Origin of the sequence: Saccharicrinis fermentans DSM 9555 = JCM 21142, assembly GCF_000517085.1 — a bacterium.
GTDB classification, from domain to species: Bacteria; Bacteroidota; Bacteroidia; order Bacteroidales; family Marinilabiliaceae; genus Saccharicrinis; species Saccharicrinis fermentans.
This window is the reverse complement of record NZ_KI912107.1, coordinates 3,263,516-3,276,479: the sequence shown is the minus strand read 5'-3', so window position 1 is coordinate 3,276,479 and position 12,964 is coordinate 3,263,516. Positions and strand designations below refer to the sequence as shown.

General features: G+C 37.8%; 13 protein-coding genes and 2 pseudogenes. 14 read left to right on the top strand and 1 reads right to left on the bottom strand.

Translation table 11 applies throughout. The features are described 5' to 3' along the window. Positions 1-115: 115 nt before the first annotated feature. The 13 genes and pseudogenes from CYTFE_RS31940 to CYTFE_RS30010 form a co-directional block, all read left to right on the top strand. Positions 116-307 (top strand): annotated as a pseudogene (locus CYTFE_RS31940) (phage integrase N-terminal SAM-like domain-containing protein); the annotation flags it as partial. An 18-nt stretch (positions 308-325) separates the two neighbouring features. Next, positions 326-619, top strand: coding sequence for a tyrosine-type recombinase/integrase (locus CYTFE_RS0113265; protein WP_027472186.1), 294 nt, complete (start codon positions 326-328; stop codon positions 617-619). A gap of 105 nt (positions 620-724) precedes the next feature. Continuing rightward, positions 725-2,111, top strand: a pseudogene (locus tag CYTFE_RS32165) (IS701 family transposase). After that, the gene (locus CYTFE_RS31935) at positions 2,098-2,460 is read left to right on the top strand and encodes a tyrosine-type recombinase/integrase (RefSeq protein WP_081735942.1); all 363 of its coding nucleotides are present in this window, start codon (positions 2,098-2,100) and stop codon (positions 2,458-2,460) included. The pseudogene CYTFE_RS32165 and the gene CYTFE_RS31935 overlap by 14 nt, the downstream one beginning before the upstream one ends. Then, a complete protein-coding gene (locus CYTFE_RS0113245; RefSeq protein ID WP_027470237.1) occupies positions 2,457-3,620 on the top strand; it encodes an IS91 family transposase in 1,164 nt (387 codons plus the stop codon). The genes CYTFE_RS31935 and CYTFE_RS0113245 overlap by 4 nt, the downstream gene beginning before the upstream one ends. 361 nt (positions 3,621-3,981) lie before the next feature. Then, positions 3,982-5,367 (top strand): protein kinase domain-containing protein, encoded by a 1,386-nt coding sequence (locus CYTFE_RS0113240; protein WP_027472184.1) that lies wholly within the window; start codon positions 3,982-3,984, stop codon positions 5,365-5,367. Positions 5,368-5,972: 605 nt separating this feature from the next. Beyond that, entirely contained in the window at positions 5,973-6,113 is a 141-nt protein-coding gene (locus tag CYTFE_RS30770) for a hypothetical protein (protein WP_211238175.1), read from the top strand. A gap of 8 nt (positions 6,114-6,121) precedes the next feature. After that, a complete protein-coding gene (gene ltrA, locus CYTFE_RS26435; protein ID WP_211238174.1) occupies positions 6,122-7,348 on the top strand; it encodes a group II intron reverse transcriptase/maturase in 1,227 nt (408 codons plus the stop codon). Beyond that, positions 7,345-7,488 carry a hypothetical protein gene (locus CYTFE_RS30015; protein ID WP_154665669.1) on the top strand — a complete coding sequence of 48 codons (144 nt, stop codon included), beginning with the start codon at positions 7,345-7,347 and terminating at the stop codon, positions 7,486-7,488. Before ltrA ends, CYTFE_RS30015 begins: the two co-directional genes overlap by 4 nt. Positions 7,489-7,514: 26 nt before the next feature. Beyond that, positions 7,515-9,431 carry a hypothetical protein gene (locus CYTFE_RS0113225; RefSeq protein ID WP_027472183.1) on the top strand — a complete coding sequence of 639 codons (1,917 nt, stop codon included), beginning with the start codon at positions 7,515-7,517 and terminating at the stop codon, positions 9,429-9,431. Between the two features lie 600 nt (positions 9,432-10,031). Beyond that, a complete protein-coding gene (locus tag CYTFE_RS30765) occupies positions 10,032-10,580 on the top strand; it encodes a reverse transcriptase family protein (RefSeq protein ID WP_211238173.1) in 549 nt (182 codons plus the stop codon). Next, a complete protein-coding gene (locus tag CYTFE_RS26430) occupies positions 10,495-11,409 on the top strand; it encodes a reverse transcriptase domain-containing protein (RefSeq protein ID WP_211238172.1) in 915 nt (304 codons plus the stop codon). The genes CYTFE_RS30765 and CYTFE_RS26430 overlap by 86 nt, the downstream gene beginning before the upstream one ends. Further along, complete coding sequence (locus CYTFE_RS30010) at positions 11,406-11,564, top strand: hypothetical protein (RefSeq protein WP_154665668.1); 159 nt, start codon at positions 11,406-11,408, stop codon at positions 11,562-11,564. Before CYTFE_RS26430 ends, CYTFE_RS30010 begins: the two co-directional genes overlap by 4 nt. A 171-nt stretch (positions 11,565-11,735) precedes the next feature. On the opposite strand, the gene CYTFE_RS29465 is transcribed toward CYTFE_RS30010, so the two are convergent. Beyond that, positions 11,736-11,915: a transposase domain-containing protein gene (locus CYTFE_RS29465; RefSeq protein WP_081735987.1), complete on the bottom strand. Its 180-nt coding sequence runs from the start codon at positions 11,913-11,915 to the stop codon at positions 11,736-11,738. Between the two features lie 622 nt (positions 11,916-12,537). Here CYTFE_RS29465 and CYTFE_RS0113210 point away from each other — a divergent pair. Then, entirely contained in the window at positions 12,538-12,792 is a 255-nt protein-coding gene (locus CYTFE_RS0113210) for an ATP-binding protein (RefSeq protein WP_027472182.1), read from the top strand. The last annotated feature ends 172 nt before the right edge of the window (positions 12,793-12,964 follow it).

Here is a 12,964-nt window from a genome sequence, read left to right as displayed (position 1 = left end):
ATGCATTTACACATACGTTGAACGAAAGCTCCTTCGTCGCTAATTAGAAAAGTGGTAACTTAAAGTATTATTCATTAATACTTTATAAGATGAAAAAAAAACATTACGCGCGCAGGTCATTCAAGAAATGCGCTTACGCGGTTACAGTGAGAGAACTGTAGATACTTATGTATCTATGCTCTCGATTTTGGCAAAGTATTACAGGAGGTCTCCGTCAACACTTAGTCATCAGGAAGTAAAAGATTTCTGCTATTATCTTCTTCAAGAAAAAAAGACTTTCGAACAGTACCATCAACCAAATGATTAGTGCCTGGAAAATATTTGGGTGGATATACTTGGGAACAAGTGGGATGGCATTAAGATAAAGCGTCCAAGAGTAGCGAAGAAACTACCCACGGTTTTGTCTCAGTCAGATGCCTATCGTTTGGTGACAAGTTCATATAATGTCAAACATCGTACATTAATGATGTTGACTTATGCAACGGGCATGCGGTGCGAAGAAGCTCTAAGTTTGTTGCCTGAGCAAATAGATTCGGCACGTTTGGTTGTACGCATAAAGGGCAAGGGTAATAAAAGCCGAGAAGTACCACTTCCAGAGGATATATTAGTTCTACTTTAACAGATTAAAATGATCACTGAAAAAACGATAATTTAGTATTGTTTTTCTTTCGTAATAAACAGTAAATTAGTATATTGCAATTGAAACAAAGAACAAAACTCAAGTTTGCAATGGGTAACGGGCGAAAACTTAAAAATATACGAATAATGGTAAAACACTGCTAGCGGTCAACAACCGACTTGAAGTGTATTTATCTGAATTTCAGCACCATTTTAAAAATAGAACAAAATCCAACTTCGACAAAGCTACTCAATACGTCGAAGGTCTAGCTTTAAGCGATTTGAAAAACATCGAACGCATCACTGAGACATTAAACGCAGACTACCATAAGATGCAGCATTTTATCACCGAATCCAATTGGGATGCAAGAGCTGTCATCGACCAAATAGCAAATCAGGTAGACCAATCACTCCCAAACCAAAAATTAAAAGGATTACTCATAGACGAAAGCGGATGGGTGAAAAAAGGTGACAAAAGCATTGGTGTTGATCACCAGTATTGCGGGAACGTTGGGAAGACTGCAAACTCGCAGGTTGCAGTTTTTGGTTGCTTGTGCACGGACAAATATGCAGCGTTGGTCGACACGAGGCTGTACCTTCCAAGGTCATGGTGTACTAACAACGCCAGGTGTGAAACTGCTGGCATCCCCAAAGAGGACAGGGTTTTCAAGACAAAAACCGGAGCTGGCTACAGATATTGTGAAGCACCAACTGGAAATGGGTATCGAGTTCGATTACGTTGGGGGGGATGGACTTTATGGCAATGACCTTGCGTTTACCCGTTCGGTTGAGGATATGGGTTTGGTGTACATGCTTGACATTCATAGCGATCAAAAAATCCACCTTGAAAAACCAGAACTACATATTCCAGAGCGAAAGAGCAATCGTGGGCGCCCACCCAAAAGGCCGAAGGCAAGCACCCCATCGGTAAACGCTAACGAATATATAGAAACGCTTACAAACAAGGACTGGAAAAGCTTGACATTCGTGATTCTGCCAAGGGAAAGCTGAAGGGATTGTTCCATTTTAAGACAGTTTACATTTGGGATAAGGTTCAGAACATTGTTGAGAAACGGTTGCTGGTCATTTCGAAAAGAAAGACAAAGCAGGGAGTAGAAGTAAAAGATTCGTTCACTAACGCAGAACTTGCTCAATACACGCATCAGGCGCTGGCATACATGCAGGCACGACGCTTTTTCATTGAGCATAGCTTCAAAGAGCAAAAACAGATAGTAGGCTTGGATCAGTTCCAAACCCGCAAATGGCTGTCATGGCATCACCAAGTAGCCCTCAACTTAATGGTGGGCAGCTTTATGCTGAAAGAAAAACTATTGAATCAAGACGAAGTCCCATTGTTGTCGGCAAGAGACATTATGGATTTTATGGTATACAAATTTTATCGTGAAATGACCGATGAACGGATGCTGGAAAAACTGCAGCAGCGACATGAAAAGCGACAGCGTGACATAGACCTCTGTTATTCAAAGCAATAAATCTGTTAAAGTAGAATTAGAACAACTCAGAATTTATTTTAAACAGTATCGTCCTTCGAAGTATCTTTTTGAGGGCTTTAAAAAAGGGAAGAAATATTCCGCAACAAGTTTTCGTAAGATAGTATCACGTGCTGCCTTATCAGTAGGTATAAATAAAGGCGTATCGCCTCATGTGTTACGACATTGTTTTGCTACTCATATGCTTGAAAGAGGTATCAATTTGAAACGGTTGCAGTTACTGATGGGACACAGTTCACTAAAAACAACCTCAGGTTATCTTCATTTGGCTCACCCTTACCTTGGCGAAGTTCCCAATTTGTTAATTCCAATAAAACAGGCACAGCCATGAGTCACACCGAAAATAGTAAACAGAAAATAGAAGTGGCCGATGTTGTGAGGAGCTGTCAAGATGATATTGCTACCAAGTTAAGGTTGAACAAAGAACAACAAAAAGCTATTGAAGCTATAACAAGGTGCCGTACATCAGAAGCAGGCGGTCATATTGCGTATTGTAATAACAGCAGCTGTAGTTACAGTCAACAGTCCTATAACTCTTGTCGCAATAGACATTGCCCCAAGTGTCAGTATTTAAAGCAGCAGCAATGGGTCAATAAGCTCACTAGTCGATTAATGCCCGGACGCTACTTTCATATTGTATTTACCATACCAAGGGAGCTACATCCATTGTTTTACATCAACCAACAAGCATGTTATGACTTACTGTTTCGTTCTGCCTCCCAAGCTTTACAAAATGCAGGACGCAATCCTTCATTTTTAGGTGCTGATGTTGGAGCACTATGTGTACTGCATACCTGGGGGCAAACATTAATGTATCATCCCCATATTCATATGCTGGTTCCCGCTGGCGGCCTGTCTACGGATGGTATGGAATGGGTTGCTTCGCCCAAGAAGTTCTTTGTGCCCGTAAAGGCATTGTCTGGCATGTTTAGAGGTATACTAGTTAAGCAACTCGAAAAACTACTGATCAAGGAAAAACTGAGGTTACCTAAGGAGTTTGAAGGAGCTCAAATGTTGAAATCAGAACTGTACAGTAAACGATGGAATGTATACTGTAAAAAGGCGTTTGGGGGTATCAACAGTGTATTACAATACTTGGGCAGATACACCCATCGGGTAGCTATATCTAATAATAGGCTAACATCTTTATCGGACAAGCAAGTGAGCTTTACCTATAAAGATTACAGACAAAATAGCAAGCAAAAACAAATGACCTTAAATCAACTTGAATTTGTGAGGCGTTTTATACATCACGTCTTACCTAGCGGATTCTTTAAAATCAGATATGTTGGCATACTTGCAACGGTACATATACATGGTAAACGAGAACAGGTAATTGCACTAGTGGGTGAAAATATGTGGTTGTCAAACCTCGAAGGCCTTACCTCATATGAAGTGTTAAGAGCATTAATAGGAAAGGATCCTTGCATATGCCCCAAATGCAATAAAGGCATAATGGTTCGCACAAGGATATTGCACCAACTAGAATGACATTAAGCAGATAAAACGTTCTTTGTTTCATGGATGCAAATAAAACAACCGTTCATGTGGGTGTAACGGGATTGTTATGCCTTAAACCAAACGAAATTAACATGCTGATGAAAGAATGTTGTATAAATAACAGAGAAATATTAGGATCAGAGCGTTTACAAAGAAAAAGAACTAGATGAAATGTGCATAGGTTAGGCCGCCTTCGTTCAACGTAATTTTATCCTTCATGACTAATAAATATTAGCAATCATAATTTTGGATATTTATCAATGTTCAACTTTTTACTTATCTTGGTCGAACAAAGGATAAAATCCTTATAAGTTAGCAGTTATATAAACTCCGTCTACATTAAGAATATAATATGGCAAAATATAGAATAGTAAAGAAACTAGGAAAAGGAGGAAATGGAACTGTCTACAAGGTGGTAGATGCTCAAGGAAACTTCTTTGCGAAAAAGATTTTAAACAGAAAAGCTTCACCAAAGAATTACCAAAGATTTAAAGATGAAATTGAAGTACTGTATTCATTGAATGACAGAAAAGGAGTTATTGAAATTATTGAATCTTATTTGCCAAAAAAGATTACTGAAAGCAATAAGGCTTTTTATATAATGCCATTAGCCACAACATTAAAGGAGCATATTCAAGATTTAGATGACGAAACAATAATTAAGCTTGTTATAAAACTCTGCGATGGATTATTATATCTTCATTCTAGAGGAATTACACACCGAGATATTAAACCTGACAACATATTAGTAGTGGACGGGGAACCTGTATTCTCTGACTTTGGATTAGCAAACTTCCCAAAGAAAAAAAGGATTTCAAATTTAGACGAAAAAATTGGCCCCTACTGGACAATTGCTCCAGAAATGAAAAGAATTTCAAGCACTTCAGAATACAAGAAAGCTGACATTTATTCTTTTGCGAAAACGGTTTGGATGATTTTAGCAAAAGAGTGGAAAAGTTTTGACGGACAATATATTCCTGATAGTAATATTTCTTTAAATAATTATGTCGACTTAATTATTAACAGGACTAGAATGGGTGGTGTATGGAATTATGAATCATTAGTTTTACTTGACAGGCTTTTAATAAATGCAACTAACAATAACCCGTCCGAGCGTCCTAGTGCTATTCAATTTAAAGAACAATTTGAATTTTGGTACACAAGCAATCTAGATTATACATTGAGAAATATTTACGAATGGGAAGACGCATTATCTAAAATATTTCCTGTTTCCATTCCTGTTTCCTGTACTTGGGAAAAACCCGAAGCTATTCTTCAAGTCTTGAAAATACTATTTGAAAGATATGATAACCTTAACCACGCTTTTTATCCCCGTGGAGGAGGAATGGATTTTGAAAAAATAGAAATATACGAATTGGAAGAACTCCTTCTTATAAACAGAGATGTAGTTTTAAAACCAAAAATTCTCATTTTTGAATCAATGAACAGCTATGATTGGAGTTATTTTAGATTGGAGGTAGACGAAATAGAACCAGTTTTTACAGATAATATAAGTGAATTTGAAGAACGTTTATTTGTTTTACCCGATGGTAGATATTCAGAAATTGAAACGGATGAAACAGTAGAATATTCACGGTTTTTTAAAGGAAGCTTTGTAATAACAAATAAGATGTCTAAAATCAATCAATTATCAGGTCGTTATAATGCCTATAGTGGGCTACATAATAAACATTCAAACTCTGAATACAAAGTGATATTAACTGAATTAATGAAATAAATACAACTGCTAACATTTTGTATAAGTAATGGCAGGTAAAGTGCTAGATATCAAGGCTTGTAGCCCGATAAAATTGCGCAGCGGTTTGACAGGAAAGCACCCCGAAATCTGCCACTACTCATACAATTTACCGTTAGTGTGCCACGAAGCTGTGGTAATCCAGTAGGTGTAAATCCTACCTAAATAATTTGCTGTTCATTTAGAAGAGCTGCCGACAGTTAAGCCCGTGAGGGTCTTCGCTGAAGCTCGGTATGTTCAAATGACCAAGCCGTAATGCGCAAGCGTGAACCCGTGGTAGCTTCGAGAAGTGTATCAGTAGATGGGGAGAGTTTTGACGGTCTTCGAACCCTGTTACGTTGTATGAATTAACAGCAATTTGAAATACAACGGTCTACCGGAGTCATAGGGATGGCGTGGTTATAGATGGATTACTACGGAACGTGGGAGGTCTCTTGTTTTAAAGTTTGGCAATCTTAAACAGGCTGATATAAGCATAGCGAAATTCAGCAAGGAAACAAGAGAAGTCGGAGGAGCCCATAGTACCACAGACTGTAGCGACAACAAAACGCTGCATAGGGAAGGGGCTCTACTTTAGAGAAGCTTATATGGAAAACAGAACGACCTATATTGACGCAAGTCTATTAGTAAGTCCATCGTCATTTCTGACCGATGAAAGAGTTCGTGAATTCCAAAGGAAGCTATACATTAGAGCCAAGCAAGACAAGAATTTAAAGCTTATAGTTTAAGCGACAAGATGAGCTTAGACTATGTGATAGAGGAATCCTATCGTAGAGTAAAACAGAATTATTCCAAAGGCACAGGAGTTGACAAGATGTCGTTTGCAGATATTGAGAAATATGGTGTATCCAAATTCCTCAAGGAGTTGCAAACAGAACTTCGTACCAATACCTACCGAAGTCAGGCTGTTCGTCAGGTAGAAATCCCGAAGGAGAAGAAAGGTGAGTTTCGCATGTTGGGTATTCCCACCAAAAAAGACAGAGTAGCACAAATGGCTGTTAAGATGCTGATTGAGCCACTTTGGGAAGCCGACTTTATTACTACTTCATATGGATTTAGACCCAAACGGGGGGCACAGGATGCAATCAAGCAAATCAAACAGAATATCTACGATGGACATCATTTCATCTATGATGCAGATTTATCGAAATACTTCGATACCATTCCTCACGATAAACTGTTTGTACTGCTTAAAGAACGCATCAGTGACAAAGGAATTCTGGATATTATCGAACAGTGGTTAACAGCCCCAAAACAATTAAAGAACGGAAAGTTGTTGTCGAGTACAGCAGGTACGCCGCAAGGAGGGGTTATTAGTCCATTGTTATCGAATATTTACCTACATGCTTTTGACCGAATAGTCAATAATTCAAAGAGTAAATTCTCCAAAGCAAACATACGAATTGTGCGTTATGCCGATGACTTTGTGCTTATGGGAACTTACTATTACAGCAGAGAAATATTAGCACATATCGATTCATTAATGACACGGATGGGGCTTACCATCAATAAGGAAAAGACAACTATTTTGCATGTGCATAAGAAAAGCCTATTCTTTTTGGGGTTTGAGTTCAGGGTAATCCGCTCCAAATTCGCTTGGAACAGGAAGAACTATACCAACGTCCGCCCGAGTATGAAATCAAGGAGTAAACTCTTTGCCAACATTCGTGAGCTTTTAGCAAAACGTAGGCATTGGAAGATTGAACCTTTGCTTTACAAGCTCAACTCATTATTAATAGGTTGGCTTAATTATTTCTCTATAAGTAAGGTAACGCACATTTGGGAAACCATAAAGGTTATCATCAAACACTTGGATTATAAACTATTTAAATGGCTCAAAAGCAAAGGACGTAAAGCGCACAAGTCGCTTCGCCAGCGACCATACAGTACTTTTGTACAAAGCAAAAGGCTGTTAGACTTGGAAAAGTATGCACGCTTGAAAACCCTTGCGAAAGCTCAATGAAGAACTCTATCGGTAAGCCGTATGAGGGAAAACTTCACGTACGGTTTGATGAAGGGGGCGCTGATAGTTTACTTATTATTGCTACTTTTAGAAGTAATAATGGGAGTAAGCTATCAGGCTCTACTCTACTAAGGCATTAAAAAAAACCGCAACAAATTGAGATATTATGAGTGAAAATAAATTAACATCATACAATTTCTTAGCAACCTTAACGGAAAATGGGAAAGACCTTTATGGTAATGTATATATCCCTATTTGTAAAAGGGCATTAAGTAAATACTCTGAGAAAGGAAAGGAATTTGGAGCAGATAGCGATATCCAGGAACAAATACTTGAAATGTATGGTTTTAATGTCCCCATTACTATTGTTAGACAATTAATTAAAGCTTCAGCGAATAGTTTTTCTCGAAAGGAAAAGCAAGAAACTGCAATTGAGATTTATGAAAATGGGAAGAATTTTAAAATGAAACTTTTTGTTTTCAATCGATATGAAAAGATATATTCCCAATTATCGACAGATTCTAAACTATTGCAGAAGGCTTTTGCATCGTATTATTGTGATTGTTCTGATGAAGGAATCTTGGATTCTGAAATTCCTGAATTTGCAGATTTTATCGACAAGAACAAGAATAAGCTATCTCATTTTTTTGCAGGTCAAGATATTAATGGGAATGATATTGATAAGTCATATTTATTACATATTCAGTTTATAGAGCATATTGAAATCAATAATAGGTTTTTATATGAATTGGCCGAGAAAATTTATTTCGGTTCAGTTATAGCGGGGTTTCTTGAATCAGGAATTGACGTAAATGCTAAGTTCCTTTCTGGGGAGGAATATTTTATTGATACACAGATTATTTTGCGAGGACTAGACTTGCAGAATGAATCAGACACACAACCTGCAAAAGAATTAATTGACCTAATTATTAAACTTCAAGGGAAACCAAAATATTTAGGAATCACATTATCTGAACTTTCTCATATCCTAGAGGTTTCGATTGAAAACTATAACAAAAACACTCCGACTTCAACAGTCAATGAAGCATGTATAAGACTTGGGAAAAATAAAAGTTGGTTAATTAATTTCAATAATAACATTGAAGAAAATATTTCTAAAAATCTTGGATTAGAATTGGAAACCATTTCCAAACTTAATATAGAAAAGTATAAAAAGTCAAAGGATATTAAAGAACTTCAAGGCACTAGGAAAAACACAGCTAATGCCGAACATGACGTACTTGCATATCTTCATATTCGCGATAAAAGAGACAATTTAATTCGAAGTTATCAAAAAGCAAAATATTGGTTTGTTTCGGCAAACAAAACCCTTTATCAATTTAATATTTCAAAAAATCCTGCAGGTGTAACAAGTGAAGTAATTCTTCCTGATACATTAACTAGCTTACTCTGGCTAAAAGGCAATCGCACTCTTGATAAAACAATTAAAAAAATAGGATTAACTGAATTGATGTTGCAAACTTTTCATGAAGAGATTGCTAGTAAAGAGCTTATTAATGATTTCCATGCAGCGGTATCTGAAAAAACAAGTATTGAAGATGGCGAATATGAAGTATTACTTTCTTCCATTGCACATCAATCAGCTAAACGAATTCAGAAACTAGTAGAATTATCCGAAGTCGATAAGGAACGGTTTAATGAGAAAGTTCATCAAACAATTGCGAAAGAAAGGGAACGCAAGAAAAAAGAAGGTCAGCAAAAGCAAGCAACTATAAACGACTTGAAAAAGGAAAAAGAGGAAAAAGATATAGCAAAAAATAGATTAGCAGAAATAGAACATCAATTACAATTAAATGATTCTTCAAACAAATCTGAAATTGAAAAATTAAAAGAGGATATAGCTAATCAAAAAGGAGAATTAACCCAACAGAAAGCAAGATTGTCGAAATTTAAAAGGGCAATTTTTATTTTGTTCATCTCTCTTATACTTTTAGTCTTGGTCTTAATTTCGATTGAGGCATGGAGTAAAATTAAGATAATCCTCGCAGGAATAACAGGTTTGGGTGGCTTATGGGGTTTCATTAGTTTGATGATAAATATTTATAAAATGGCTAAGGAATAACGCCTTATAACAATGTACAAAAATAATAGCCGGTTCAGTAGTAAATTCAAGGGTTGTAACCCGCTTTGGCCTTTCTGTAGCTTGAAAAGTTTGAAGCCCGCAGTCGGCTACTATTCTTACACCGTACGTTGGTGTGCCACGAAGCTGTGGTAATCCAGTAGGTGTAAATCCTACCTAAATAATTTGCTGTTCATTTAGAAGAGCTGCCGACAGTTAAGCCCGTGAGGGTCTTCGCTGAAGCTCGGTATGTTCAAATGACCAAGCCGTAATGCGCAAGCGTGAACCCGTGGTAGCTTCGAGAAGTGTATCAGTAGATGGGGAGAGTTTTGACGGTCTTCGAACCCTGTTACGTTGTATGAATTAACAGCAATTTGAAATACAACGGTCTACCGGAGTCATAGGGATGGCGTGGTTATAGATGGATTATTACGGAACGTGGGAGGTCTCTTGTTTTAAAGTTTGGCAATCTTAAACAGGCTGATATAAGCATAGCGAAATTCAGCAAGGAAACAAGAGAAGTCGGAGGAGCCCATAGTACCACAGACTGTAGCGACAACAAAACGCTGCATAGGGAAGGGGCTCTACTTTAGAGAAGCTTATATGGAAAACAGAACGACCTATATTGACGCAAGTCTATTAGTAAGTCCATCGTCATTTCTGACCGATGAAAGAGTTCGTGAATTCCAAAGGAAGCTATACATTAGAGCCAAGCAAGACAAGGAATTTAAAGCTTATAGTTTAAGCGACAAGATGAGCTTAGACTATGTGATAGAGGAATCCTATCGTAGAGTAAAACAGAATTATTCCAAAGGCACAGGAGTTGATAAGATGTCGTTTGCAGATATTGAGAAATATGGTGTATCCAAATTCCTCAAGGAGTTGCAAACAGAACTTCGTACCAATACCTACCGAAGTCAGGCTGTTCGTCAGGTAGAAATCCCGAAGGAGAAGAAAGGTGAGTTTCGCATGTTGGGTATTCCCACCATAAAAGACAGAGTAGCACAAATGGCTGTTAAGATGCTGATTGAGCCACTTTGGGAAGCCGACTTTATTACTACTTCATATGGATTTAGACCCAAACGGGGGGGCACAGGATGCAATCAAGCAAATCAAACAGAATATCTACGATGGACATCATTTCATCTATGATGCAGATTTATCGAAATACTTCGATACCATTCCTCACGATAAACTGTTTGTACTGCTTAAAGAACGCATCAGTGACAAAGGAATTCTGGATATTATCGAACAGTGGTTAACAGCCCCAAAACAATTAAAGAACGGAAAGTTGTTGTCGAGTACAGCAGGTACGCCGCAAGGAGGGGTTATTAGTCCATTGTTATCGAATATTTACCTACATGCTTTTGACCGAATAGTCAATAATTCAAAGAGTAAATTCTCCAAAGCAAACATACGAATTGTGCGTTATGCCGATGACTTTGTGCTTATGGGAACTTACTATTACAGCAGAGAAATATTAGCACATATCGATTCATTAATGACACGGATGGGGCTTACCATCAATAAGGAAAAGACAACTATTTTGCATGTGCATAAGAAAAGCCTATTCTTTTTGGGGTTTGAGTTCAGGGTAATCCGCTCCAAATTCGCTTGGAACAGGAAGAACTATACCAACGTCCGCCCGAGTATGAAATCAAGGAGTAAACTCTTTGCCAACATTCGTGAGCTTTTAGCAAAACGTAGGCATTGGAAGATTGAACCTTTGCTTTACAAGCTCAACTCATTATTAATAGGTTGGCTTAATTATTTCTCTATAAATAAGGTAACGCACATTTGGGAAACCATAAAGGTTATCATCAAACACTTGGATTATAAACTATTTAAATGGCTCAAAAGCAAAGGACGTAAAGCGCACAAGTCGCTTCGCCAGCGACCATACAGTACTTTTGTACAAAGCAAAAGGCTGTTAGACTTGGAAAAGTATGCACGCTTGAAAACCCTTGCGAAAGCTCAATGAAGAACTCTATCGGTAAGCCGTATGAGGGAAAACTTCACGTACGGTTTGATGAAGGGGGCGCTGATAGTTTACTTATTATTGCTACTTTTAGAAGTAATAATGGGAGTAAGCTATCAGGCTCTACTCTACGGCAACATGCAAAAAAACTACCGTAAATAGAAATTATCATAAGATATAAATATAAAGTCAGTAGATTGAAAATACCTTATAAAGTAAATATGCGGTCTGCTACATATTGCAAAAGTAAAAAAACGCTCCAATCGGGATGTCGATTGGAGCGTTGGAATTCTCTAAGTTTTACTGGAATCTTTTGGAATTAATCGAAATTAGTGGGTGTTTTTTGGAATATTCTGACAACTATTAGACTTTTTCCAATTGTGCGGTAAAAGATCAGCCAAGTCTAAATCATAACTACTGTTGTATAACGCCATCTTAGAAAATACATCCGTAAGCCATCTGCGAGGATTTACATCACTGGCTTTGCAGCATCCCAGTAGTGAGTCCATAATTGCTGCATTTTCTGTGGCATCATGGTTACTACAAAAAAGAAGGCTTTTCTGAGACGAGGCATAGCAACTACTATGGTGAGTTGAAGAAAAGTAACGTAGTGACTTCTTTTGAAGCCATTTAAAGGCGTAATAGATTTTCTAATGCATTTTCCGGGTTACAGCTCTCGCCGCCGACCACGGCTATTGTTCTGGCCAACCCTGCGCTCGTTAACCTGATAGTTGAGCTTTCAAATGAGAATCACTCATTGATTGAAAATTATCGTCATGTCCTTTTTGTCATTGCCACAAAAAGGACCAAAAAAGTCTAGAACAATAGATCGCTATCAACCCGCACCGAGCTCCAATTCCATCCTGCACACTCTTCTTTCGCGCTAGGCCAGCCACACTACCACCTCGAGTGCGCCCTTGAAGCTCTCTCGCCAACGCCGGCCCCGGGGCTATTGTTCTGGCCTGCCCTGCGGTCGTTTTATTGATAGTTTAATATTCAAATGAAAGATAACTATTAATAGAAAAATCTTAAATATAGAATTTTATAACTGAGAACTTCTATGTTCTACTTTTGGAGTCATAACTACTAACTGATGCCGATTATGGCAGGAAAACCTAAACGAATGAGCCAATGGATCTGCTCATCATTGATGATTTTGCTGTAAGAAAAATGGATGGCCAACAGTTACTGGAATTTATGGAGCTTATTGAAGACCGACACGCAAGAAAGTCCACTATTATCATGCGCCAGTTAAAGGTTGCAGACTGGTATGATGTAATGTTGTCGAACACTGCGGCTGCCGATGCCATTATGGGTAGAATCGTACATACCGCATACCGCTTTGATCTTAAGGGAGAAACAAGGCGTAAACAACAGAATGAATAATTTTTTGTAAATTCATAGCTGATTTAAAAAGTGAACGGGTATGGCCGTTTTCACTGGGTGGGTATAGACCATTTTTTCCAAATTGACGACAGAGATTAACTTCATCACCCCACAAAAATAGAATTTACAAACACTTGGATATAAATAGATTTTATATATTTGTATATATGTA